Origin of the sequence: Burkholderia sp. WTPI3 (assembly GCF_021483755.1) — a bacterium.
Lineage (GTDB): Bacteria > Pseudomonadota > Gammaproteobacteria > Burkholderiales > Burkholderiaceae > Burkholderia.
Genome location: NZ_JAGIXF010000022.1, coordinates 1 through 23,120, shown reverse-complemented (window position 1 = coordinate 23,120; position 23,120 = coordinate 1). Strand labels below are relative to the sequence as shown.

Genomic DNA, 23,120 nt, shown 5'->3' with positions numbered 1-23,120 from the left:
GCTGTTACATGATGCGCGTTCCGGATCAAAAGCTCGTTGCCGGCGCGTCAAGTGCTTGCGAGCCGTTGGTCGCCAGCGCGCCCACGAGCTCGTCGAGCAGCGCAAGCGCCTCATGCGGCTCGCGGCAACCACCGTACACATAGTGATCGGGGCGGGCGAGAACCACACGGCAATCGTGTTGCGCCATCCAGCCGGTCAGCACGCCACTGACGTCCTGATACGTATCCGGCGAGGCATCGGGCGCGAGCGCGTCGGGCCCGATCGAGACGAACCGGATCGCCGGATATTGCAGGCGATCGCATGCCTGCCGAAGTTGCGCGACGGTCGCGACATCAGTACGTGCGTCCACCGCGAGCCGGAAGGTCGCGCCGGTCACGTCGTCGAGCAGGCGCTCGTCGCCGGTGGACGTCCGCACGCGTGGTTGCGGAAACAGCAGCCCGCGTGGCCCGTCGCTCGAAGCGGACAGAAAGCCGTCGCTCAACCCCGGGATCAACGATTGCCGGACCATTCCCTGCGGATTGGCGGCCATCTCCGCATGCAAGCGCTCGTCGCGCGCGCTGGCCGCGACCGGATCGCGTTCACAGATCAGCTTGCCCAGTTCCTTCGTCACGAGTGTCGTGCGCTTGACGTGCGGCAACCGTTCAGCCTGGTAGCTGTCGAGCAGTGCCGTACCGGCCTTGCCGCGCGAAACCATCGCGATCTTCCAGACGAGATTGGACGCATCCCGGATGCCTTGACACATTCCCTGCGCGAGGAACGGCGGCGTCATGTGCGCCGCGTCACCGAGGAAGAATATCCGTCCGGCTTGCCAGCGGCGCAGCACGAGCGCGTGAAACCGGTAGGCGGATGCACGCCAGATTTCGTATTCGTCGTCGGCGAGCCAGCGCGAAATCAGCTTTTTCACGAATTCGGGCCGGCAGGCCTCGGCAGGCGTCTCGTCCGCGTTGATCATGAACTCCCAACGGCGGCAGCGGCCGGGTCCGACGACGAACGTCGAAGGGCGCGCGACCTCGCAATACTGCACGTTGGTTGCCGGCAGGCTCTCGCCGGCACCGTCTTTGAGCATCACATCGACGACGAGCCATGGCTCGTCGAAGTCGAGATCCTCCATGTCCAAGCCGAGCCGCGTACGGATCGGGCTCGTTCCTCCATCGCAGGCCAGCACATGGCCCGCGGTGAACGTGCGTTGCTCGCCCGACGCCAGCGAGATCGTCACGGATGCGGCATCGTCGTGCGATTCGGCCGCGGTCGCTTCCGCACCGAGCTCGACCCTGACCGACGGGTAGCCGGCGAGATTGTCGCGCAGGATTCCTTCGATTTGCGGCTGCATGAACACGTAGTTCGGTGCCCAGCCGAGCTGGTACGGCGGGGCTGCCGCGTCGATGCGGCGGATCACCCGCGTGTCGGTCGTCCGGTATTCGGACGGGCGGTACGGCATCACGTATTGCGCGATCCTGTCTGCGATCCCGAGGTTGGCCAGGATTCGCATGATTTCCTGGTCGAATCCCATTGCCCGCGGCTTGTCGTAGACAGTAGGCGACTTGTCGACGACCAGCGTGCGCAGGCTGGCCTGACCGGCCAGGTTGGCGGCGACTGCACCGACCGGGCCGAGACCGACAATGATCAAATCGAAGTCCACATCTCCTCCATGTTCATATTCGTTCCGCCAGAGCCGACCACGTTCGCCCGGCGGTGCGGGCGGGTCCACCGGACCGTCGCCCGACTGATCTCAGTATGCCTTCGTGTAGGCGGTCTTGACGGTCGTGAAGAATTCGGCGGCGTATCGGCCTTGCTCGCGCGAGCCGTAGCTCGACGACTTCGTGCCACCGAACGGCACGTGATAGTCGACCCCCGCGGTGGGCACGTTGACCATCACCATCCCGCTGCGCATGTGTTGCCTGAAATGCGCCGCATGTTTCAGAGACGTCGTACAGATGCCGGCTGACAATCCGAACTCGCTGTCGTTCGCGATCTCCAGCGCCTCGTCGTAATCTTTCGCCGGGATAGCGCACGCGATCGGGCCGAAGATCTCCTCGCGCGCGATGCGCATCGTCGGTGTCGCATCGGAGAACAGCGCCGGCGTCAGAAAATGGCCTCGTGTGCTGCGGACGACGGTCGTACCGCCGCAGATCAGCGTCGCCCCTTCATTCCGGCCGATTTCCACGTACGCTTCGTCCAGTCGCAGTTGCTCGCTGTCGACAACGGGCCCGATTTGCGTGTCGGCGTCGAGCGCATGCCCGACGCGGAGCTGCCCGAGTGCCTCCGCAACACGGTTGACGAAGCGCGTGTAGATGCCTTTCTGCACGATGAAACGGGATGATGCGGTGCAGCGCTGCCCGGTCGAGTAATAGGCGCCCTGTATCGCACAGTCGACGGCGACGTCGAGGTCCGCGTCGTCCAGGACGACGAGCGGATTCTTGCCGCCCATCTCGAGCTGCATTCGCTTGAACTGGCGCGCGCCCTGCAGCAGCAGATTCCGCCCGGTATCGACCGATCCGGTGAACGAGATCGCGTGGATGTTCGGCGAGGCGACCATCGCGTTGCCGACGACACTGCCGCGCCCCATCACGAGATTGAATGTGCCGGGCGGAATGCCGCTGCGGTGGATGATGTCCGCGAGCGCCCACGCGGATCCCGGGACGAGGTCCGCCGGCTTGAAGACGACGCTGTTGCCGTGCGCCAGTGCCGGCGCGATCTTCCAGGCCGGAATGGCCATCGGGAAGTTCCACGGCGTGATGATGCCGACGACACCGACCGGCTCGCGCGTGATACTGACGTCGACGAGCGGCCTGACCGACGGCAGGGACTCGCCGCCCGTGCGCACCGCTTCGGCGGCGTGGAACTTGAATATCTGCCCGGCGCGCGCGACTTCGGCAATGCCCTCGGCAAGCGTCTTGCCTTCTTCACGCGATAGCAGCGTACCGAGTTCCGTCTGCCGCGAGAGCAATTCGCTGCCGATCGCGTCGAGTGCATTCGCTCTGGCCTGGATGCCGCTGTCCCGCCAGCCGCATTGAGCGTCGCACGCTGCGTCGATTGCCTCGTGTGCCTGTTCGACATCCGCGTACGCATAGTCGCCGATCGCGTCGTCGAGATCGGACGGATTGATGTTGCGGCGTGAAGTGGCGCCGGTGCGCCACGACCCGCCAATCAGATTGCACTTCATGACCAGTGATCTCCCCCAGTTTCGCAGGGTGGCGTCCGCCTGCCGTCGAACGCGGCGGACGCTACGGATTGGTATGTCTATTCGTCGAACGCGGTGCGCTGGGCGGTGATGCGTTCGCGCATTGCCGCGATCCATGCGTGGCGCGTCAGGAAGCCCGAGCGGCGCTGGCACATCGCTTCCGTCCGTCTCAGGACTTCAGCGCTTGGGAGATCGAGATCGAGCGGCTCGCGACAAGGCTGCGCGGTGAAGAACGGGCTGTCGACGTAGAGTTCAATCGGATTGCCTTCCGGATCCTTGAAATAGATCGACCACGCGTTGCCGTGATCGACTTGCTCGATACCGGCGACGCCCGCGCGTTTCGCGCGTTGGTAATACGTCCGCAGATCGTCCAGCGAATCGAGCAGGAAGGAAAGCTGGTTGACCGGGTTGAAGGGGAGGTTGGTGGGCTTTCCATCGAACAACACGAGCTGGTGATGGATTTCCGGATCCTGCGTCATGAAGTACAGATTGTGTCCGGTCGACGCGACACCCTTGTCGCTGATCACGAACCCGAGTGCCTTGCGGTAATAGTCGACCATCCTGTCGAGGTCGCTGCAGAAGATTCCGCAGTGGGTGAACTGAATTTTCGGCAATGCTGCCATGATCGTCTCCTGATAGTTCGAGTATCGCTCACGCTTCGTCGGCCACCGGGTTCGACAGCGTGCCGACGCCCGGAATCACCACGTCGAAGGTGTCACCGGGCTTCAGGAATACCGGCGGCTGACGCTTGAAGCCGATCCCGCTCGGGGTGCCGGTCGCGAGGATGTCGCCCGGCTGCCAGTCGAGCGCCTGCGATACGTATGCGATCAGGGCCGGAATGTCGAAGGCGAGTTCGGACAGTTTGCCGATCTGCATCTGTTCACCATTCAACAGACCGTGCACGGAGAGTTCACGGTAGTCCGGAATTTCGTCGGCCGTGACGAGCCACGGGCCGAGCGCGCCGGTGCCGCGGAAATTCTTGCCCATCCCGTATTGGTGCGTATGGAACTGCCAATCACGGACGCTGGCGTCGTTGAAGCATGTATAGCCGGCAACATGGCTCATCGCGTCTTCCGGTGCGATATGCGAACCGCCGCGGCCGATGACGACCGCGAGTTCGGCCTCGAAATCGAAATTTTCTGAAATGGTCGGACGAATCAGCGGTGCACCGTGCGGCAACAGGGTTTCCGCGTAACGATGGAAGATGACAGGGTACTTGCCGACCGTGCGCCCGGCTTCCGCTGCGTGCGCGACATAGTTGATGCCGACGCAGATGATCTTGTTCGGGCGTGGAATGACCGGCTCGAGCTCGACATCGGCCAACGGGAAATCCGCGGCCGCGGCGACGAGCCTGCGTGCTTCGTTCAGCGCCGCGTCATCCGCGAGCAGCGCTGCGAGATCGGCCAGCGCCGGCATGCGCGACGCGAGATCGATGACGCCTTCTTCCTTGATTGCACCGAAAGCGGCCTTGCCGGCCCGGCGATACGACACGAGTTTCATTACTCCTCCATTTGGGCACAAAACATGTTTTTATGCATATTATACAGGAATGGATATAATGCAAGCACGGGAGCACAAACTGTGCTCCCGGCAATCCGAACAATTTCCGTGGAGCAGAAAGATGCCGCTGGTCAATGTCAGAAAGATCAAGCTCGATGTGGAGGAGGTCTGGCATGAAGGGGGAGAGCGCGTGAGTGAGCCGCTGCGGGTTGCGGTCGCGACCGCCATCGTCGCGAATCCGTATGCGGGGCGGTACGAGCCTGACCTGCTGCCGTTCATGCAGGCGCTGCGCGAACTCGGGCATGACCTCTCGTCACGCCTCGTGGCGCTGCTCGGCGGCGCGGAGAACGTCCAGGCTTACGGAAAGGGCGCGATCGTTGGCGAGGATGGCGAACTCGAGCATGGCGCCGTATGGCACGAAGCCGGCGGCTGGGCGATGCGGGAATCGCTGGGCCAGCCGAAAGCAATGGTGCCGTCGGCCAAGACGATCGGTGGCGTCGGTACGCGCCTGATGGTCCCGCTGGGCCATATCCAGGCGTCTTATGTCCGCAGTCACTATGGCACGTGCGAGGTGACCGTCTGGGATGGCCCGCGCCGCAACGAGATCGCGTTCGCACTCGCGATGGCGACGGGCGGGCGCGTGCACGCGCGACTGGGCGGCCTCGCGGCGTCGGACGTCAAGGGTCTCGACGGCCTGCGATGAAGTTCAGGCGGAATTTGTGTTTTTATGCATAAAAATTGATATTATGCATTGATCCGGCTTGAGTCGCAGACAGATGACCGGGCCGGTGAATGTGTGTTGCGAATACACGAAGAGTGACAGACAGGAGACAGACATGACGAAGATGATGCGAGCAGCACGTATGCACGATGTCGGCGCACCGATGGTGGTGGAGGAGATCCCGGTGCCGTCGCCGCGGCCGACCGACGTGCTGGTGAGAGTCAAGGCATGTGGCATCGTGCCCAACCTCGGCAACGTGCTGAGCAACTGGCAGAAATGGTTTCCGCACCTGCCGCTGCCCCGGCTGCCGGCGATTTTCGGTCTGGACGCGACGGGCGTGATCGAGGAGGTTGGCAGTCAGGTCCATGCGTTCAACGTGGGGGACCGCGTCTATGTGAATCCGGCGCGCTATTGCGGCGGTTGCCGCGCGTGCCGCTCGGGTGATACCACGGCCTGTCCGTACTACACATTCAACGGCTATTTCGGGTTCAGCCAGCGATCGCAGGCCATCTTCGACGACTATCCGTACGGCGGGCTGTGCGAGTTCATGACCGCGCCGCAATACAGCCTGGTCAAGATACCCGACAACCTGAGCCATGAGACCGCGGCGCGCTTCGGCTATCTCGGCACCGCCTATCGTGCGCTGAAGAAGGCGGAAGTTGGGCCGAGCAGCACGATCCTGGTCAATGGCATCAGCGGGACGCTCGGTATCGGGGTTGCACTGTTCGGGCTCGCAATGGGGGCGCGGAAGATTTTCGGCACCGCACGCAACAAGGAATTGCTGCAGCGCGTGAAGGCGATTGCGCCGGATCGCATCGAGGTCCTGGCGCTCGATGACGAGCCGGTCGACGCATGGGCGGCGCGCATCACGCGCGGTGAAGGCGTCGATGCGGTGATCGATGCGCTCGGACCGGGCGCACCGCATACGACACTGCAGGAGTCGCTGAAGACGCTGCGACGTGGCGGTCATCTCGTCAATGTCGGCGCGGTCGCCGGCGACGTGCCGGTCAATCTTCACTACATGATGGACAACGACCAGCGCCTGAGCGGCTCCGCGTGGTTCACGGCCGGGCAAGGACAGGAAATGGCGGACATGGTCGAATCCGGGGTCGTCGACCTGTCGGTCTTCGAACACTGCACGTTCAAGCTGGAGGACATCAATGTCGCGCTGGGCGGGATCGAGAATCGCAATGGCGGCTTCAGCAACTACGTGATCTGTCCGTAAAGCACATCGACGACACTTCTGCGTCACATCGGCACCGGGGTGTCGTCGGCCGAAAGCGTTTCCTTACAGCGAGGCAACTCATGCACATTCGACGCGTGGTGACCGGCCGTGATCCGCACGGCCGGTCCGTTGTGGTTTCCGATGGTCCGACACCCCGAACTGTCCTGTTCGACTCCATTCCCGGGCATGCATTCGCACAGGTGTGGACAACTGCGGCATCTCCGTCGCTGGCGACGACGGTCGATCCGACGATCGGAAAAGACACCCTGATTCCGCCGGTCGGCGCGACCAGTCTCCTGGTCGTAACCTTTCCGCCGGATCAGGTCATGGCGGCTCCGCAGTTCGATCCCGCAGCAGCGGCAAGCGAATGTGTCGCGCGCATGCCGGATCTCGCAGCGACGTTCGAGCCCGACCATCCAGGCATGCATGCGACCGAAACGGTCGACTATGCGATCGTGCTGTCGGGCGAGATCTGGCTGGAGCTCGATGACGGGCAGGCGACGCGGCTCGGGCCGATGGATGTCGTCGTACAGAATGGCACGCGTCATGCATGGCGCAATTACGGGAACAGCCCGGCGACCGTGGCGTTCTTCATGGTCGGTGCGACGCGCACGTGATGCGCGCGCATGGCCTTTCGATGGTCGATCTGGAGGAAAACGGAATGAGCGAGCCGCTCGATACCCGCGCGCGCCAGCAGCTATTTACCGACGCACGCAGCCAGAACGCGTGGTTGGACCGAGCGGTGCCCGATGCGGTGCTGCGTGACCTGTACGAACTGACCCGATGGGGCCCGACGAGCATGAACTGCTCGCCGATGCGCGTCGTGTTCGTGCGGTCGCTGCTGGCGCGCGAAAAGTTGTTGTCGGCTGTTTTTACGGGGAACGTCGAGAAAGTGCGTACCGCGCCGGTCGTTGCGATCATTGCGCAGGATGTGGCGTTCTACACGCAGCTCGACAAGCTGTTTCCGCATCGGCCGGGTGCAGGGAAGATGTTCATCGAGCAACCGGAGCTGGCGCGAGATACATGCTTTCGCAACAGCTCGCTGCAGGGTGGCTATTTCATCATGGCGGCGCGCACGCTCGGTCTCGACTGCGGACCGCTCTCGGGGTTCGACGCGGCCAGGGTCGATCAGTTGTTCTTCGACGGTACGGCACTGCGCGTGAACTTTCTTTGCTGCCTCGGGTATGGCGATCCGGACGGCCTGTTTCCCCGCAGCCCGCGGCTCGATTTCGACGACGCTTGCGAGGTTCTGTAGGTTATAGGCGCGGCAACGAAGCCAGTTCGCCGCCCATACGCTTCAGCTGAGGCGCACACTTGCGAAACGCCGTTTCGATCAGATGCAGTCACTGTGCGCGCCGGTGATGCCGAGCACCGCGTGATTGAGACATGTGCGCAATGTTCTCGTTGTATCGTCGCGCTTCGCCGCTCAGCCATTCCCGAAACGCAGCCAGCATCGAGCTTTCCGTCTTGGCTTCCGGGTAGATCAGGAAGTACGCCTTCCCGGTCGGATGTTCGTAGCGACCGACCTGCACCAGCGTCCCGCGCGATAGTTCGTCTTCGACGAGCAGTCGAGGAATCAGTGCGATTCCGATTCGGCTCGATGCCGCTTCGGCCAGCATCGAGAACAATTCATACCGCGGTCCGGACAGGTCGCCTTCCATTTCGAGTCCTTGCGCCGCGAACCACTCGCGCCATGCGTACGGTCGCGTACTTTGCTGAAGCAACCGATAGCGCCGCCAATCCGCCCGGGTCGGCTGGGTGCGCGACGCGACAAGCTTCGGGCTGGCGACCGCGATCACGCTTTCCTGCATCAGCACATCGCCGGCCGTACCGGGCCAGGGCGCGGGGCCCGCGTGGAGCGATGCGTCGAAACCTGTCGTATCGAACATGAACGGACGCGGCATGGCGGTCAGATTGACGGTGATGTCCGGATGCGTATCGATGAACGCCGGCATGCGCGGCAGCAGCCATCGGGTCGCGAAGGTCGGCACGGCCGCGAGCTCCAGGGTACCGCCTTTGCCGCCCGTCGCCATCATCTCCAGCGCGTCGTATTCGATCTGATCGAGTCTCGATGCCACACGGCGGCTGTACGCCGCACCGGCTTCGGTCAGTGTCACGCCGCGGCGGGTGCGCCGAAACAGCTTCACGCCAAGAAATGCCTCGAGCATACCGATCTGACGACAGATCGCACTTTGCGTGACGGCGAGTTCGTCCGCCGCTTTCGTGAAGCTCTGGTGGCGAGCGGCGGACTCGAATGCGGACAAGGCCGTTGTGGAGGGGATCGTGCGGCGCATGATGCGTGTCCAGGTGAGTGGCGAGATCGACGAGTGATATTTTTGCACATGTTGGTGAGAACAAATCGTTTGTTTTGACGGTACGTGGCGAATAAAGTTGGCGTAACACCTTCACGCTGGCGATCAACAAATGACTAATGAACACAAATCGATTTCGTTTCAGTGGGACGACGCGCTGCTGATGGACCAGCAGCTTGGCGAGGACGAACGCATGGTGCGCGATTCCGCGCACGCATACTGTCAGGAGCGGCTGGCACCGCGCGTTCTCGATGCGTTTCGTCGCGAGGAGACCGATCGGGCGATCTTTCGCGAATTGGGCGAGCTTGGCCTGCTCGGTATCACGATTCCGGACACCTATGGCGGCGCGGGTAGCAACTACGTCAGCTATGGGCTCGTCGCGCGCGAGGTCGAACGCGTGGATTCCGGCTATCGCTCGATGATGAGCGTGCAATCGTCCCTCGTGATGGTGCCGATCCATGCATTCGGTCATGAAGCGACCCGCCAGAAATACTTGCCCAAGCTGGCATCGGGGGAACTGGTCGGCTGCTTCGGCCTGACCGAGCCGAATCACGGTTCCGATCCGGGCGGCATGGCGGCGCGCGCGCGGAAGGTCGACGGCGGCTATCGCCTGACGGGCAGCAAGATGTGGATCACGAACAGCCCGATCGCGGACTTGTTCGTCGTCTGGGCGAAGGACGACGAGGGCGCGATTCGCGGCTTCGTGCTGGAGAAGGGGTGGAAGGGTTTGTCGGCACCGGCGATTCACGGCAAGGTCGGGCTGCGTGCGTCGATCACCGGCGAGATCGTGATGGACGACGTATTCTGTCCGGAGGAGAACGCGTTTCCGGAAGTCCGCGGCCTCAAGGGGCCGTTCACCTGCCTGAACAGCGCGCGCTACGGTATCGCGTGGGGCGCGCTCGGCGCCGCCGAGGATTGCTGGCATCGCGCTCGGCAGTACGTGCTCGATCGCAAGCAGTTCGGCCGGCCACTCGCCGCGAACCAGCTGATCCAGAAGAAGCTTGCCGACATGCAGACCGAGATCACGCTCGGCCTGCAAGGCTGCCTGAGGCTCGGCCGGATGAAGGACGAAGGCACGGCGGCCGTCGAGATCACGTCGATCATGAAGCGGAACTCATGCGGCAAGGCGCTCGACATTGCGCGGGTCGCGCGGGACATGCTGGGCGGAAACGGGATCAGTGACGAATTCGGCATCGCACGGCACCTCGTGAACCTCGAGGTCGTGAACACGTATGAGGGTACGCACGACATCCATGCGCTGATTCTCGGCCGGGCGATCACCGGCATTGCCGCATTCTGAGCCGCCATGGAAACGATCGCACAGCAAGGCGCATTGGCCGGCCTCCGCGTACTCGATCTGTCGCGGGTGCTGGCCGGGCCGTGGGCCGGCCAGCTTCTCGCCGATCTCGGCGCCGATGTCGTCAAGGTCGAGCGGCCGGGGACGGGCGACGACACGCGGGCGTGGGGCCCGCCGTGGCTGCTCGACGCGGACGGGCAGTCGACGGGCGAATCGGCATACTACTTGAGCGCCAATCGCAACAAACGCTCGATCGCGGTCGATCTGAGCCGGCCGGACGGCCAGTCGCTAGTTCGGCAACTCGCGCAGCAGGTTGATATCGTGCTCGAGAATTTCAAGGCCGGTGGCCTTGCCCAGTACGGGCTGGATTACGCGACGCTCAGCGCCGAGAACCCGCGCCTGATCTACTGCTCGATTACCGGGTTCGGGCAGACGGGTCCGTATGCGTCACGTGCTGGCTACGACTTCCTGATACAAGGGATGGGCGGCCTGATGAGCGTGACGGGGCGCGCAGACGGCACGGAAGGTGCCGGTCCGGTGAAGGTCGGCGTCGCGCTGACCGACGTGATGACGGGGCTGTATGCGACGGTTGCCGTGCTGGCCGCCGTTGCCCATCGTGAGCGCACGGGGCGTGGACAACATATCGACCTGGCGCTGCTCGACGTGCAGATCGCCGCGCTCGCGAACCAGGCGGCCAATTACCTGGTCGGTGGCATCGTGCCGCACCGGATGGGGAACGCGCATCCGAACATCGTGCCCTACCAGGATTTTCCGACGGCCGATGGCCACATGATCATCGCGGTCGGCAATGATGGCCAGTTCACCAGCCTGTGTGGGGTGCTCGGTCAGCCGCAGTGGGCGAGCGATGCACGTTTCGCGACGAATCCTTTACGCGTACAGCATCGCGACGAACTGGTCGCGCTGATTGGCGCAGTGACCACGTGCCGGTTGACCGACGAGTGGGTCATCGCGATGGAGGAGGCTGGCGTGCCGTGCGGGCCGATCAATGGGCTCGATCGGGTATTTGCGGACGAACAGGTCAAGGCGCGCGACATTCGTATCGAGATGCCGCATGCATCGGCCGGCAGCGTGCCGCTCGTGGCGAATCCGATCCGAATGTCCGATTCGCCAGTCCAGTATCTCCGCCCGCCGCCGCGGCTCGGCGAACAGACCGACGAGATCCTGGGCGCATGGCTGGGACTGAGCCACGACGAGATCGACGCATTGCACGAGCGAAAAATCATCTGACATCATGATTTCGATATGCGATCCTTCACTGGGCTGGGAGGCAATCTGCGAGGCACGGATGGTTGCCGCTGCTACCGCGAACGCGGACGATGCTTCGGTATGGAGATGGTTTGCGGCGATGCTCGAAGAACGGCGCATCCGCTGGCGCTTCATGTTCAACGCGTGGGTTGTTCATGTCGACCGGAAGGAAGTCGCGATTGAATCGAGCTTCTATGAGGCGATCCGATCCGCCAAGTATGAATCGGAAGAGCTTGGCCTTGGCGCACTTTAGTATGAGTTGGATTGCCGCCGCGCCGAATATGGGTAGGATCGTGGGTAGGAAGCCATTTGCGATCGCGGGAGTCTTACCTGCCGGGCCTATGCAAGCGATGGTTGGAATCTGCTGCCTTCCGCCACAAGGGTTTCAAGCGATTTCGACGTTCCGCGTGGAATGTCTGTTGCGCCTGAGGTGTGGGTTTTTCTGCCGGATGATCGTTTCGAGCTTGCCTATCTTGTGGGCGTATTTGATCGCGGCCCGGAGATAGCCGGGCGTGTTGTGAATCGTTCCATCGGCACTCTGCTTCTTCGGATGCTCCTGGCGATCAACGCTCGAGCGCATCTTGATCTTCGTATTCGGCCGCATACTTCGTCATAATTTGCAGGCGTGCCTTCCGATCCTTCCATTCGGCACCTTCATCAGTGACGTGAATCCGGACGCACTCGCCAATTGTGACGATTGGCTTACCCAGCATAAAGTGTGTAAGGCTAGATCAGGTCTCTCTATCGGCGCTACCTCGTCAAGGGCTGCAGCCGCTCGGTTTTTTTACTCTGTTCGAATTGCTGGATTCTAGTGCCATCCGTGCAAAACGAGTCATGCGCCTACCCGATCACGATGCCGATCTCATACGACATATTCGTTGGCTGGCAATAGCGGCGCAGGCGTGTATCGGGAATTAAAGATCCTGGAGATTCAATTTCGATGGCGCAGGTATAGCGTTACAACTGGCAAAATTCCGTAGACCATACAGAAAAGTGCCGAAAAAATTCCTGCCATCACCATGCCATGAAGCAGTGCCGATCTCTTTCTCGCCGTTTTGCTGCCAAATGGATCTTCGGAGCCACACATTCGACAACGAATTGAGCCAATCCTAAGCGAGCCGGCGCAATGAATGCAGTTTTTTGTGAGTTCGGCGGGTTCACTCTGCTCGCCAAACCTGGATGGAGTATTGTCCATTTAATCAACCTTTCGATTATTTTCGATGTCATCAATTTTTCATGATTTTACGTGGCAGATGCTGGAATTAGACGCGGTTTCGTAAGGCTGTAAGAAATGGTGCTGAAAATTGATTTAAGGTTGGCAGTGCCTCCATTGGAGCCGGAGCAGGTGTCGGAATAAAAATAAGCTGGGCCGCTGGCAATTGATTTCATCGTTGCGCATGGCGACAAAGGATCGCTTCCATCACTGCAGGTAGACGACGCGCTACCGCCACCGATATATGCCACGGTATATATAAGTGTTCCTGCTCCTTTTGCTGTGGCTGCAGTGTTTATTGCTGCCTGGCATTCTGTTCCATAGTTTGACTTATACGTAGAGCCAAGTTGCGTTTGGCTTGACGATGCATCGCCGTCGCTTAATAGAATGATGACGTTTTGACCGGGTGGGAGCTGTGTCGAGGATAGAGTCTGTAACGACTGCTGTGCAGCGGCAATCGCCTGAGCATAGTAAGTTCCCAGTCCGCCAGGGGCAGCGAGTCCGCTACATGAACCGCCGCCAAGGGCTTGGACCAGCCCGGAACTTGTGTTGGCCTGGCCACTGCTCCCCAGGAATCCCGTGCCCAGCTTGCTGTATTGGTAACCGGCGCTTGCCGCCGCAGAATAGCTTCCCGCAATGCTGGGGGCACTACTGCCGCATGAGAAAGAGTAGTTGGAGGACATGGGAGGGAACGCCATCAGCCCCACGTTGTCTCCAGCATTTGTTAGCGTCTCAATAAGCTGCAAGGCTGCGGCTTTTGCGCATGCGAGACGCGTTTGCACGACTCCCGCCGAATTCTTGCAATTGCTGTCATTGGTGTTCATCGACGCAGTCGTGTCGAGGATGATCATCACGTTGTACTGAGCGGGGCCACCTGCACCACCGGCTGCCGCGGTCGATGTTGCGGAGACGGTCGTCGCCTTGACACCGAACACGCTCGCAAAGAACGACGTGACGCTCGCTTTCTGTGTTACCTGAATGCCGTTATAACCGGACAGGGCCTGTTTGTAAGGAAGCTGAATGCTTGTCAGCGTTAGTCCGGTCACGGACGTTGAGTTGACGGTCGCGCCTCCCGGAAGTTGGTTGGCCTGGCCTGCTGAGTATGCGACTGCGTCGTTATATGCCGTATTCCACGGCTGACTCCAGAGATCCGCCGCACCTGCGAGTGCCGCCGCGTCAGTGGCCGCCTGCAAGCGCCGTTGTGTGTAGATCAAGTAACCGACATCGACGCAAATTGCGGCGAAACCCAGAATGGCGACCATTGATGCTGCAACAATGATGATGACTGCACCGCGCTGATGGCGCATTGCCCTGTCAAGAGGCTTTGAAGTATTCACTCTTCCCACCTTTCTCTCTGTTGGTTCACAGTCATTGCACGCGTGCGGTAACAGTCGCAGCTAATTGCGATGGCATCATGGATTTCAGGTTGAGATAATTTCCGGGCACAACAGGATTAAAGCCAGAGTAAATTACGCTAACTTTGACAGGCACGTTGACTGCGGCACTCGATGCCGGCGCCAGATCGGACGCACAACCCGCGTCGTCTACACATGCAACACCGTTGACGGATGTAGAAATCGTGATGCTACTCTGGTTGAGAAATGAAGCAGCCGCCTTTGCTTGAGATAACGTCGTAGTGTACGGAGTGGTGGTGCCTCTCTGCGAAGCGAACGTTCGCGCAGCGGATGATGCAGCATTACCCACTGCTATGGAGTTGGCGAGGAGCCAGCCAAACTGTGCAATACCCAGGAGAATGAAAAGGATAACGGGCATCGTCACGGCCATTTCAATTGAAGCCGACCCCTTTTGCGATTTCATGATGCTCGCCCCCCCGTAAAATTACTGAGCTACTTCAGTCATTGTCGATGTAATGTTTTTTGGCATGATGCTGCCCAATGAGCCCCAGGATCCAGAATACAATGGATTGAATACATGCCCGATTGTTACTGTCACAGTTGAGCCGGCCGCCAAGGAATTAGCCATTGTTCCTAGCGCGGTTTGGCATGCGGAATCCGATGTGCAAGACACCCCGTTTACGGAAGTTGAAATACTAATTCCGGTCCGGATTGGCCCAAGCGCATTTGTGACACTGGAAACCGTATCGGAGTACGGGGTAGAGAATCCGCGCTCGGAGGCAAATTGATGTGCCCCGACCGACGCCGCGTGCGTCACGATAATGAAATTGAAAATCAGCCACGAGAACTGTGCGATGCCAAGAAGTATCAGCAACAGAACCGGAAGCAAAAATGAAAACTCTACCGTCGCGACTCCTCGCTGTGCTTTCTTCTGCATGACGGTCCCCGTATGACGTTTGAAGGTGATGCGTGGCTTCGTTGACCACATTCACACCCATCAGTTACAGCTAGGCCATCGGTCCAATGCCAGATTCGTGCCAATGCGCGCCTCTTAAGGAAAGGCGACGCTTCCTTGTTGTGTGGAGCTGACCACGGGCTTGCCTTGTTTCATGTCTGAAACGCGCATTCCACAAAGGATTTGCCCTGGAGGCTGCTGACGGAAAGGAGCGGCGATACGCCAAGAGCCGGCCTGTGACCGGACTCGCAGGGTTGATATCCAATTTGATAGGCTTTGCGCACACCGCAGGATGACCCGATGCACCGGGAGTATCGCGACGTGGCCAGCAAAAAATCCGTATCCAGCTAGGCTCGATGTTTCAACGCTGAAACGTTGGTGGCTTGCCGGCGATTCATGTTTCCAGGTCGACGGTCCGTTCCAGGCGGAACCGAGTCAGTCGCTCTGACGCTGTCTGTTTGGTCTGGTGCAAACTGATAGCCGGTCGGGATTTTTCCGTTTACGCGCCCGGAATTGATATGGTCGTCTTGATGTTTCGTCACCGTCCGCGCCGGGTGCGCGCAGCCGTAGCAGTGATCGCGCTCATGCGGTTGCATTACGCAGACCGGGGCGACGAGCGACACCGCGTTACGGCTGCGCAGGCGGCTCGATCAGGTCGTCAACCGGCACGGAGAGCGCGCTGGCGACCTTCGACAGCACGTCGATAGTGCCGACGCGCTGACGCGTTTCGATCTGGCTGAGATACGGTTTGCTGATGCCCGCCGCTGCGGCGAGCGCATCGTGCGTCATACGCAGATGATTGCGCCAGCACGAACGGGATGATCGCCAGCCTGTTCCGCGTCAAGTACGGTGGCCGGGATGCGGTGGCCGTCGTCGCTTGCCTTTGCGTGTGCATAAAGTGCTTCGTCTCCGAGGTCTTCGAGTCGGTCCTTCACGCGGTCCCACAGTTCGATGGGGATCACCGCAAAGGCGCGGCAGTCCTTGTTTTTTCTATGGTCCCGAAGTTTGAAGGGGAGGTGCCGGTCGCCAGGCCGGACCCGATCGGTATCGTCACGGGATGCTGCGGGGATACGAAGAACGTGAAGCTCAACCGACGCTTCACGCATGACGAATGCCTTGCTCGACTGGAGCAACGCCTCATCGAACATGCGGAGCCGGTGCTGAAGTGCACGCCGGGTCTGAAAGGGCATCCGAGTCAGGTCGCGGCCGTGGTGAGCTTTGCATACAACATCGGGGCAGGTCAGCGACACACCCCGCAGCGACCGCGAAGCCGTAATCCTGATCGGTAAAGGCACCGAATTCGCGGCGATTGTTTCCGCGCTATCGTTGAAGCACGGGCGGTCGCCGCATGCACCATGCGCGGATACCGTCCGGGCAATGACCGTAGACGGGGGCTGTATGAAAAACACGATCGAAAACACCGCGGGGCCGGTCTGGGGTGTGGCGGCAGGCTTGCTCCTCGCCGTCGCAGGACTGGGTCTCGGCCTCTTCCCGAAATCGCTGCACGGCTCGGGAAGCGAGAACGACTTCATGGCATCCGGTGTCGCGATGCTGGGCATCTTCCTCGTCGTCTATTCCACACACGAATTGCGAAGAAGGCGCTCGCACTGAGCGCACGCGCATCGTTGCGCCGGAAAAAGCGCTGGGCCGCCCGACGGCTCAGGAGTGCGCGCGTCCTTCGGCCGAACCCGAATCGACGAGCAGATCGTCGACGATGATTTCGCCGGCCGCCCGGCCGGCGCGCAACGCGTTGCGGGTGTTGCGGAACAGGCGGCCGCCGTCGTCGCCGAGCCGGATCGGCGCCAGCAGGCGCGGCGCGACGCCGGCCGCCCGCACCTGCACGATCGCGACGAACCCGAACCGCAGCGGGTCGGGCGGTGCGTGGTCGCGCGGCAGGTCGAGCCGGAATTCGCAGCGGACATCGATCGTATATCCGCGGTAGGTGTACGCACTGTTCATCTGCAGCTCGCTCGGAAGGGAACGCGGCAACGGACCGTGGGCGCATCATATCGGCTCGGGCGAGCCAGCGGGGCTGGGGTGTCTACCTACGTGTGCAGCTCGTGCCGGTAAACGAGTTCGACGATCCGCTTCGTCGGAATGCTCGCGCGCAACTCGTCGACGCGGTCGATGGGAAACCACCGGCACTTCTCGATCTCGTTGCTCGCCTGCGGAATCTGGTCGGGGCTGGCTTCCGCGAAGAACACGTGATGGATCTTCGCGAGCCCGGTGAACTGCATCGAGTAGACGAGATCCTGGCCCGTGATGCCGGTTTCTTCCTGCAACTCGCGGTGCGCGGCTTCGAGCGGCGTTTCTCCGCGCTTGATCGTGCCGCCGGGCAATGCCCATCGCGACGATGCCCGGGCGACGAGCAATACCCGTTCGTCGCGATAGCAGACCACGGTGGCCCGTTCCTTGACCGGAACGACGGCGATTTCAGGAGTATTCGGGGAGACGGGGGCTTGACGCATGAGCCGATTCTAACCAGTGTCGGGCATCCGGCCAAGTCGGTGTGCGCGACGCGGCCCGTCGATCGGGCCGCATCGTCATGGAGTGCGTAGCGTTACTTCTGTTCGGGGAGGAACCAGTTCATCACGAGCGCGCAGATGCCACCCGTCGCGACACCCGATTCGAGCACGTTCTTCAGCGCGTGCGGAAGGCTGTTCAGGATGTCGGGCACCTGCGACACGCCGAGGCCGAGCGCGAGCGACACCGCGATGATCAGCAGTGCGCGACGATCGAGCTGGATGCCCGAAAGAATGTTGATGCCCGACGCGGCCACCGCACCGAACATCACCATCGCCGCGCCGCCCAGCACGGGCTCCGGCACGGCCTGCAGCACGCCGGCGACGACCGGGAACAGGCCGAGCACCACGAGCATCCCCGCGATCCAGATGCCGACGTAGCGGCTCGCGACGCCGGTGATCTGGATCACGCCGTTGTTCTGCGCGAACACCGAACTCGGGAACGTATTGAACACGCCGGCCAGCAGCGAGTTCGCGCCGTTGACGAGCACGCCGCCCTTGATTCGTTGCATCCACACCGGCCCTTCGACCGGCTCCTTCGAGATCTTGCTGGTGGCCGTGACATCGCCGATCGCCTCGAGCGAGGTGACGAGGTAGATGATCAGCATCGGGATGAACAGCGCCCACGAGAAGCCGATGCCGAAGTGCAGCGGGGTCGGCACCTGGAACAGCGCGGCCTGGTGCACGCCGGTGAAGTCGAGACGGCCGAGCACCGCGGCGGCGATATAGCCGATCACGAGCGCGATGACGAGCGCGGTGCTGCGCACCCAGACGATCGGCACGCGGTTCAGCAGGATGATCGTGCCGAGCACGAGGCATGACAGCGTCAGGTTGCCGGCGCTCGCGAACGTGCCGTTGGCCATCGCGCCGTAGCCGCCGCCCATGCTGATGAGGCCGACCTTGATCAGCGTGAGGCCGATCAGCAGCACGACGATGCCGGTGACGAGCGGCGTGATCAGGCGCTTCACGAACGGCAGGATGCGCGACACGCCCATCTCGACGAACGAGCCGGCGATCACGACGCCGAAGATCGCGGCCATCACGGTCTCGACCGGCGTGCCCTGCTTGACCATCACGCTGCCGCCGGCGATCAGCGGGCCGACGAAGTTGAAGCTCGTGCCCTGCACGATCAGCAGCCCGGCGCCCAGCGGGCCGAAACGCTTGCACTGCACGAAGGTGGCGATGCCGGAAATCACGAGCGACATCGACACGATGAGGGTCGTATCGCGGCTCGATACGCCGAGCGCCTGGCAGATCAGCAGGCCGGGCGTGACGATCGGCACGATGATCGCGAGCAGGTGCTGCAGCGCGGCGACGAACGCGACCATCGGCGCGGGCCGGTCATTGGGGCCATAGACGAGGTCGTGCGACGGGTCGGTATCGTCGGCGCCGTGGGAAGCGGATCGGGCGGGGGAAGCGGGTTGCATGGCGAGCGGGCCGGACAAAAGGGAAAGTGCGGCATTTTAGCCGAAGGGCTCGCCCGCGCCGCCCCGGCGCTGCAATAGCCGGGATTCGGCGGATCGGCCGCGCGCCGGGTCAGCCGCCGGTCGACAGGTATTGCTGCGGGGCCTGGCCGAACAGCCGCCGGAACATCACGGTAAACGCGCTCGGCGTGCTGTAGCCGAGATCGAGCGCGACGGACGCGACGCTCGCGCCGTGCGCGAGCCGCGTCATCGCTTCGGCCGCGCGCATGTGCTGCCGCCAGTGGCCGAAGCTCATGCCGGTTTCGTCGCGAAAATGCCGTGCGAGCGTGCGGCTGCTGGTGCCGATCTCGTCGGCCCAGCGATCGAGCGTGTAGTCGTTCGCCGGGTCGGTCATCATGTGCTCGCAGATCGCGAGCAGGCGCGGGTCGCGCGGCAGCGGCAACCCGCCTTCGCCGAGCGGCGGTGCCTCTTCCAGCAGTTTCAGCAGCAGCGGCACCGCGAGCGCGGTGCTGCCGTCGGGCGGGTAGTCGCCGCCATCGCGCAGCATGTTCGTGACGAGCTCGCGGATCAGCGAGTCGATCGCGATCACGCGGCCGGTCGGCCAGCGCCACGGGGTGGCGTCGGGCTCGACACTGACCGTGCACAGCGTGAGGCGTCCGACCGCATGCAACTCGTGGTCGATGTTGGGCGGTAGCCACACGCCGCGCGACGGCGGCAACGTCCACGTGCGGTTCGGCGTCAGCACGCGCACGACGCCCCTCAGTGCGAGGATCACGTGGCCGAACTCGTGCTGGTGCCACGGCTCGTGCTGGCCGTTCTCGTAAGCGATGGCCCGCACGATCACGGGGCGCGGCAGGCGGCGCCGTTCATGCGGGTAGCGGTTGAGCAGGAATTCCTTCATCCGGAGCCGGGGTGGTTGATGCGGACTGTTCAGCACCGGACAGAATCTGGCCGAAACTGAACATTTGTTGTCTACCTGTGAAATAAGGTAGCCGCTATGCTTGTCGCGTGTCAAATGAACGAAAACGATAGTGCGACTGAAAATGGTAATGAGTCGCATTAACTGCGGCGAAAATCGGCGACAGCCATACGCAAGGGCGACAGGAATGAGGTTCGGGGAAATGAGGGGGCCGTTGAAGCTGGGTATCGCGGCGACGTTGCTCGGCGGGACGGTGCTGCGGGCCAGCGCGGCGGACGACGGCACGACGCCGGCGCCGGCACGGGAGGGCACGCTGCCGACACTGGAGGTGCGGGCGGCGTCGATGCAGGACCCGGCTGGGCCGGGCGTTGGCTACGTCGCGACGCGCTCGGCGACCGGGACGAAGACGGATTCGGACCGGCTTACGCAGCCGCAGAGCGTGTCGGTCGTGACGCGTGGCCAGATGGACGATCTCGGCGCGCAGACGGTCGACCAGGCATTGCGTTATACGCCGGGCGTCTACTCGCAGGACGGCACCGACATTCGCTTCGATCAGTTGTCGGGGCGCGGTTTCTCGCTCGACTCGTATCTCGACGGCCTGCATCTGTACCAGTCGCCGCGCTTCGCGACGCCGCGTATCGATCCCTATTTCCTCGAGCGGATGGAAGTGCTGCACGGACCCGCGTCGGTACTGTACGGGCAGGGCAGCCCGGGCGGCATCGTCAACTACGTGAGCAAGCTGCCGACCGCCGAGCCGTATCACGAGGTGCTGCTGCAGGCCGGCAATCATGACAACTACCAGCTCGGTTTCGACTTCAGCGGCCCGGTCGACAAGGCGGGCACGGTGTCGTATCGCGTGGTCGGCCTCGGTCGCACGGCCGGCACGCAGGTCGGCCAGATCAAGGACCAGCGGATCGCGATCGCGCCGTCCGTCACGTTGCGTCCGGATCGCGACACGACCTTCGCGCTGCAGGGCGGCTTCCAGCGCGATCCGAACGGCGGCCTGTTCAACACGGTGCCAGCGAGCGGCACGCTGTTCGTGAACCCGAACGGGCGGCTCGGCCCCGACCGCTATTTCGGTGATCCCGACCGGGACGGGATGCATCGCACGCAATACTGGTTCGGTTATCGGTTCGATCATGCGTTCGACGATCGCTTCAGCGTGTCGCAGACGCTGCGCTATCTGCATATCGACCAGCACTACTACCAGACGTCGGTGACGAGCCCGTTCTCCGCCGACGGCAAGACGGTCTCGATGTGGGGCAACGTCGACAACGAGCATTACACGCAGTTCGAGGTCGACACGCATGCGCAGGCGCGTTTCTCGACGGGCCCGGTCGAACATACCGCGCTGTTCGGCGTCGACTACCAGCGCTCGATGCTCGGCGACAACGAGGGCAATTCGGTGGTCGGCACGGTCAACCTGTTCCAGCCGAACTATGCGGCGCTGGGGATCCAGCCCGTCGACACGCGGCTCGACTATGCGCTCAGCACGTTCGGCGTCTATGCGCAGGACGAGGCGCGTTACCGGAACTGGGTGCTCACGCTCGGCGTACGCCAGGACTGGGCGGGCGGCAACCAGCAGACGACCTCGCTCGCGTCCGGGGCAGGCACGATCTACCACTCGGACGACCACGCGTTCACGTGGCGCGCGGGCCTCGCGTACCGCTTCGACAACGGGATCGCGCCGTATGTCAGCTACGCGCGCTCGTTCCAGCCGCTGCTCGGGGCCGCGTATGGGGGCGTGCCGTATTCGCCGACCAAGGGCAAGCAGCTCGAGGCGGGCGTCCGGTATCAGCCGAAGGGCTTCGATGGATTCTTCTCGGTCGCAGCGTTCACGCTCACGCAGGACAACGTGCAGGTGACGGACCCCGTTCATCCGCAGTTCGCGATCCAGACGGGGCAGGTCCGCTCGCGCGGCATCGAGGCCGAGGCGCACGCGAACGTCACGCCGAACCTGAAGCTGATCGCGTCGTATTCGTACCTGAATCAATCGGTGACCGAGAGCACGATGGCGAACCTCGGCAAGCGGCCGACCATCGCGCCGCGCCATACGGCGGCCGCATGGGCCGACTACACGTTCCTGAGCGGGCCGCTGCGCCACTTCGGCATCGGTTCCGGCGTGCGCTACACGAGCAGTTCGGCGGGCGACAGCGCGAACACGTTCGACGTGCCGGCGCGCGTGCTGGTCGATCTGGGCGTGCACTACGACCTGCAGAACTGGCGGTTCGCGCTGAACGTGAACAACCTGTTCGATCGCGAATACATTTCGTACTGCTCGTCGTCGTCGCTGTGCTACTGGGGCGCGACGCGGACGATCCTCGGCACGGCGCGCTATCAATGGTGACCGCGGCGCTTCACGATGCGAGCGGTGTCGATGCGGGTCCGGCCAGCGTGACGCGTCGCCGCGCGCTTGCGTGGTGTGCCGCAGCCGCAATCGGTGGCGTGGGCGGCGTGGCGCATGCGGCCGTTGCCGCGTCGCCGCCTTCGGCGTCGCCCGTGACGGCGGCTTCCGCGCACGGGGCGCCGAGAATCGTCGTGCTCGACTGGCCGCTGACCGAGATCGTGCTGTCGCTGGGCGTCGTGCCGGTCGGCGTGGCGCGTCCGCCGTGGTACATGCGCGTCGACGGGGATCCGCCGCTGCCGTCGGGCGTGACCGATACGGGGCTGCTGTTCCAGCCGAACTTCGAAGTGCTCGATGCGCTGAAACCGGATCTGGTCGTCATCACGCCGTTGCATGCGCCGCTGCGCGCAATGCTGGAACGGATCGCGCCGACCCTGACCGTCGGGCTGTTCGGTCGCGGGGTCGATGTCTATGCGGCCGTTCGCGATGCGACCCGGCACCTCGCGCAGCGCTTCGACCGTCGCGCGGCGGCCGACGCGCTGCTGGCGCGGGCCGACGCGCAGCTCGCCGACGCGACGCAGCGGCTGGCGGCTTTCCGCGCGACGGGGCGGCCGGTCTATCTGCTGTATCCGGTCGACGACCGGCACATGTCGGTGTTCGGCGCGAACAGCCTGTACGGCGGCGTGCTGTCGCGCGTCGGGATCGCGAACGCGTGGCGCGGCGACACCGATCCGCAGGGCGCGACGCAAACCGGGCTCGCGGCGCTCGCGCGGCCGCCCGATGCGCACGCGCTTCTGCTCGACGTGCCGCCCGCTTTCGACGCGCAACTGGCGCCCCGCCCGCCGTTGCATCCTCTGCCGTTCGTGACGGCGCAGCGCGTGCACGC

23 protein-coding genes and 2 pseudogenes are annotated in these 23,120 nt (G+C 62.9%); 11 read left to right on the top strand and 14 right to left on the bottom strand.

The features are described from left to right. Positions 1 to 25: 25 nt before the first annotated feature. From J7024_RS14565 to J7024_RS14550, 4 genes are all read right to left on the bottom strand, one after another. Positions 26 to 1,639: a bifunctional 3-(3-hydroxy-phenyl)propionate/3-hydroxycinnamic acid hydroxylase gene (locus J7024_RS14565; RefSeq protein ID WP_234745153.1), complete on the bottom strand. Its 1,614-nt coding sequence runs from the start codon at positions 1,637 to 1,639 to the stop codon at positions 26 to 28. 90 nt (positions 1,640 to 1,729) lie between these two features. Further along, positions 1,730 to 3,163: an aldehyde dehydrogenase family protein gene (locus J7024_RS14560; protein ID WP_234745152.1), complete on the bottom strand. Its 1,434-nt coding sequence runs from the start codon at positions 3,161 to 3,163 to the stop codon at positions 1,730 to 1,732. Positions 3,164 to 3,240: 77 nt separating this feature from the next. Continuing rightward, positions 3,241 to 3,804, bottom strand: a complete 564-nt coding sequence (locus tag J7024_RS14555) for a VOC family protein (protein WP_234745151.1) — start codon at positions 3,802 to 3,804, stop codon at positions 3,241 to 3,243. 28 nt (positions 3,805 to 3,832) lie between these two features. Continuing rightward, complete coding sequence (locus J7024_RS14550; protein WP_212061875.1) at positions 3,833 to 4,681, bottom strand: fumarylacetoacetate hydrolase family protein; 849 nt, start codon at positions 4,679 to 4,681, stop codon at positions 3,833 to 3,835. A gap of 121 nt (positions 4,682 to 4,802) precedes the next feature. Between J7024_RS14550 and J7024_RS14545 the strand changes: the two genes are divergently transcribed. The 4 genes from J7024_RS14545 (at position 4,803) to J7024_RS14530 (ending at position 7,882) form a co-directional block, all read left to right on the top strand. After that, a complete protein-coding gene (locus J7024_RS14545; protein WP_234745190.1) occupies positions 4,803 to 5,384 on the top strand; it encodes an amino acid synthesis family protein in 582 nt (193 codons plus the stop codon). A gap of 133 nt (positions 5,385 to 5,517) precedes the next feature. After that, positions 5,518 to 6,627 (top strand): alcohol dehydrogenase catalytic domain-containing protein, encoded by a 1,110-nt coding sequence (locus J7024_RS14540; protein ID WP_234745150.1) that lies wholly within the window; start codon positions 5,518 to 5,520, stop codon positions 6,625 to 6,627. 326 nt (positions 6,628 to 6,953) lie between these two features. Then, positions 6,954 to 7,244, top strand: a complete 291-nt coding sequence (locus J7024_RS14535; RefSeq protein WP_234745149.1) for a cupin domain-containing protein — start codon at positions 6,954 to 6,956, stop codon at positions 7,242 to 7,244. Between the two features lie 44 nt (positions 7,245 to 7,288). Beyond that, a complete protein-coding gene (locus tag J7024_RS14530; protein ID WP_050011388.1) occupies positions 7,289 to 7,882 on the top strand; it encodes a malonic semialdehyde reductase in 594 nt (197 codons plus the stop codon). Between the two features lie 88 nt (positions 7,883 to 7,970). Here J7024_RS14530 and J7024_RS14525 read toward each other — a convergent pair whose 3' ends face one another. Further along, the gene (locus J7024_RS14525) at positions 7,971 to 8,921 is read right to left on the bottom strand and encodes a LysR substrate-binding domain-containing protein (RefSeq protein ID WP_234745148.1); all 951 of its coding nucleotides are present in this window, start codon (positions 8,919 to 8,921) and stop codon (positions 7,971 to 7,973) included. A 130-nt stretch (positions 8,922 to 9,051) separates the two neighbouring features. On the opposite strand from J7024_RS14525, the gene J7024_RS14520 reads away from it, so the two are divergent. Genes J7024_RS14520 through J7024_RS14510 form a run of 3 tightly spaced genes read left to right on the top strand, consistent with a single transcriptional unit; the run spans position 9,052 to position 11,755 of the window. Continuing rightward, positions 9,052 to 10,239, top strand: a complete 1,188-nt coding sequence (locus tag J7024_RS14520; RefSeq protein WP_234745147.1) for an acyl-CoA dehydrogenase — start codon at positions 9,052 to 9,054, stop codon at positions 10,237 to 10,239. A gap of 6 nt (positions 10,240 to 10,245) precedes the next feature. After that, a complete protein-coding gene (locus J7024_RS14515) occupies positions 10,246 to 11,484 on the top strand; it encodes a CaiB/BaiF CoA transferase family protein (RefSeq protein WP_234745146.1) in 1,239 nt (412 codons plus the stop codon). Positions 11,485 to 11,542: 58 nt separating this feature from the next. Beyond that, positions 11,543 to 11,755, top strand: coding sequence for a hypothetical protein (locus tag J7024_RS14510; RefSeq protein WP_234745145.1), 213 nt, complete (start codon positions 11,543 to 11,545; stop codon positions 11,753 to 11,755). A 132-nt stretch (positions 11,756 to 11,887) separates the two neighbouring features. On the opposite strand, the gene J7024_RS14505 is transcribed toward J7024_RS14510, so the two are convergent. The 5 genes and pseudogenes from J7024_RS14505 to J7024_RS37330 all read right to left on the bottom strand — a co-directional run bounded on the left by J7024_RS14505 (position 11,888) and on the right by J7024_RS37330 (position 15,987). Continuing rightward, complete coding sequence (locus J7024_RS14505) at positions 11,888 to 12,082, bottom strand: hypothetical protein (RefSeq protein WP_233410085.1); 195 nt, start codon at positions 12,080 to 12,082, stop codon at positions 11,888 to 11,890. Between the two features lie 662 nt (positions 12,083 to 12,744). Then, positions 12,745 to 14,052 carry a vWA domain-containing protein gene (locus tag J7024_RS14500; RefSeq protein WP_124826355.1) on the bottom strand — a complete coding sequence of 436 codons (1,308 nt, stop codon included), beginning with the start codon at positions 14,050 to 14,052 and terminating at the stop codon, positions 12,745 to 12,747. A 31-nt stretch (positions 14,053 to 14,083) separates the two neighbouring features. Beyond that, positions 14,084 to 14,533, bottom strand: a complete 450-nt coding sequence (locus J7024_RS14495; RefSeq protein WP_124826354.1) for a TadE/TadG family type IV pilus assembly protein — start codon at positions 14,531 to 14,533, stop codon at positions 14,084 to 14,086. 21 nt (positions 14,534 to 14,554) lie between these two features. Then, a complete protein-coding gene (locus J7024_RS37505; RefSeq protein ID WP_175751639.1) occupies positions 14,555 to 15,007 on the bottom strand; it encodes a TadE/TadG family type IV pilus assembly protein in 453 nt (150 codons plus the stop codon). Positions 15,008 to 15,652: 645 nt separating this feature from the next. Beyond that, a pseudogene (locus J7024_RS37330) lies at positions 15,653 to 15,987 on the bottom strand (helix-turn-helix domain-containing protein). Between the two features lie 30 nt (positions 15,988 to 16,017). Here J7024_RS37330 and J7024_RS14485 point away from each other — a divergent pair. Next, a pseudogene (locus J7024_RS14485) lies at positions 16,018 to 16,266 on the top strand (glycoside hydrolase family protein); the annotation flags it as partial. A gap of 157 nt (positions 16,267 to 16,423) precedes the next feature. Continuing rightward, positions 16,424 to 16,636, top strand: coding sequence for a hypothetical protein (locus J7024_RS14480; protein ID WP_175751637.1), 213 nt, complete (start codon positions 16,424 to 16,426; stop codon positions 16,634 to 16,636). A 48-nt stretch (positions 16,637 to 16,684) separates the two neighbouring features. Here J7024_RS14480 and J7024_RS14475 read toward each other — a convergent pair whose 3' ends face one another. The 4 genes from J7024_RS14475 to J7024_RS14460 all read right to left on the bottom strand — a co-directional run bounded on the left by J7024_RS14475 (position 16,685) and on the right by J7024_RS14460 (position 19,872). Continuing rightward, complete coding sequence (locus tag J7024_RS14475; RefSeq protein WP_175751635.1) at positions 16,685 to 16,984, bottom strand: hydrogenase maturation factor; 300 nt, start codon at positions 16,982 to 16,984, stop codon at positions 16,685 to 16,687. Positions 16,985 to 17,070: 86 nt separating this feature from the next. Continuing rightward, positions 17,071 to 17,493, bottom strand: a complete 423-nt coding sequence (locus J7024_RS14470; protein ID WP_124826350.1) for an NUDIX hydrolase — start codon at positions 17,491 to 17,493, stop codon at positions 17,071 to 17,073. Between the two features lie 92 nt (positions 17,494 to 17,585). Then, complete coding sequence (locus tag J7024_RS14465; protein WP_124826349.1) at positions 17,586 to 18,974, bottom strand: nucleobase:cation symporter-2 family protein; 1,389 nt, start codon at positions 18,972 to 18,974, stop codon at positions 17,586 to 17,588. A gap of 109 nt (positions 18,975 to 19,083) precedes the next feature. Continuing rightward, the gene (locus J7024_RS14460; RefSeq protein ID WP_175751633.1) at positions 19,084 to 19,872 is read right to left on the bottom strand and encodes an AraC family transcriptional regulator; all 789 of its coding nucleotides are present in this window, start codon (positions 19,870 to 19,872) and stop codon (positions 19,084 to 19,086) included. Positions 19,873 to 20,104: 232 nt separating this feature from the next. On the opposite strand from J7024_RS14460, the gene J7024_RS14455 reads away from it, so the two are divergent. Beyond that, on the top strand, positions 20,105 to 22,237 hold the full coding sequence (locus J7024_RS14455) for a TonB-dependent siderophore receptor (RefSeq protein ID WP_234745144.1): 2,133 nt from the start codon (positions 20,105 to 20,107) through the stop codon (positions 22,235 to 22,237). Then, positions 22,231 to 23,120 (top strand): ABC transporter substrate-binding protein (locus J7024_RS14450; protein WP_234745143.1); only part of this gene is annotated, 890 nt, incomplete at its 3' end. The genes J7024_RS14455 and J7024_RS14450, both read left to right, overlap by 7 nt.

Coding starts and splice junctions, on each gene's coding strand:
- J7024_RS14560 (WP_234745152.1), bottom strand. CDS start 3,163: ATGAAGTGCAATCTGATTGGCGGGTCGTGGCGCACCGGCGCCACTTCA.
- J7024_RS14555 (WP_234745151.1), bottom strand. CDS start 3,804: ATGGCAGCATTGCCGAAAATTCAGTTCACCCACTGCGGAATCTTCTGC.
- J7024_RS14550 (WP_212061875.1), bottom strand. CDS start 4,681: ATGAAACTCGTGTCGTATCGCCGGGCCGGCAAGGCCGCTTTCGGTGCA.
- J7024_RS14545 (WP_234745190.1), top strand. CDS start 4,803: ATGCCGCTGGTCAATGTCAGAAAGATCAAGCTCGATGTGGAGGAGGTC.
- J7024_RS14540 (WP_234745150.1), top strand. CDS start 5,518: ATGACGAAGATGATGCGAGCAGCACGTATGCACGATGTCGGCGCACCG.
- J7024_RS14535 (WP_234745149.1), top strand. CDS start 6,954: ATGGCGGCTCCGCAGTTCGATCCCGCAGCAGCGGCAAGCGAATGTGTC.
- J7024_RS14530 (WP_050011388.1), top strand. CDS start 7,289: ATGAGCGAGCCGCTCGATACCCGCGCGCGCCAGCAGCTATTTACCGAC.
- J7024_RS14525 (WP_234745148.1), bottom strand. CDS start 8,921: ATGCGCCGCACGATCCCCTCCACAACGGCCTTGTCCGCATTCGAGTCC.
- J7024_RS14520 (WP_234745147.1), top strand. CDS start 9,052: ATGACTAATGAACACAAATCGATTTCGTTTCAGTGGGACGACGCGCTG.
- J7024_RS14515 (WP_234745146.1), top strand. CDS start 10,246: ATGGAAACGATCGCACAGCAAGGCGCATTGGCCGGCCTCCGCGTACTC.
- J7024_RS14510 (WP_234745145.1), top strand. CDS start 11,543: ATGGTTGCCGCTGCTACCGCGAACGCGGACGATGCTTCGGTATGGAGA.
- J7024_RS14505 (WP_233410085.1), bottom strand. CDS start 12,082: ATGCGCTCGAGCGTTGATCGCCAGGAGCATCCGAAGAAGCAGAGTGCC.
- J7024_RS14495 (WP_124826354.1), bottom strand. CDS start 14,533: ATGAAATCGCAAAAGGGGTCGGCTTCAATTGAAATGGCCGTGACGATG.
- J7024_RS37505 (WP_175751639.1), bottom strand. CDS start 15,007: ATGCAGAAGAAAGCACAGCGAGGAGTCGCGACGGTAGAGTTTTCATTT.
- J7024_RS14480 (WP_175751637.1), top strand. CDS start 16,424: ATGAAAAACACGATCGAAAACACCGCGGGGCCGGTCTGGGGTGTGGCG.
- J7024_RS14475 (WP_175751635.1), bottom strand. CDS start 16,984: ATGAACAGTGCGTACACCTACCGCGGATATACGATCGATGTCCGCTGC.
- J7024_RS14470 (WP_124826350.1), bottom strand. CDS start 17,493: ATGCGTCAAGCCCCCGTCTCCCCGAATACTCCTGAAATCGCCGTCGTT.
- J7024_RS14465 (WP_124826349.1), bottom strand. CDS start 18,974: ATGCAACCCGCTTCCCCCGCCCGATCCGCTTCCCACGGCGCCGACGAT.
- J7024_RS14460 (WP_175751633.1), bottom strand. CDS start 19,872: ATGAAGGAATTCCTGCTCAACCGCTACCCGCATGAACGGCGCCGCCTG.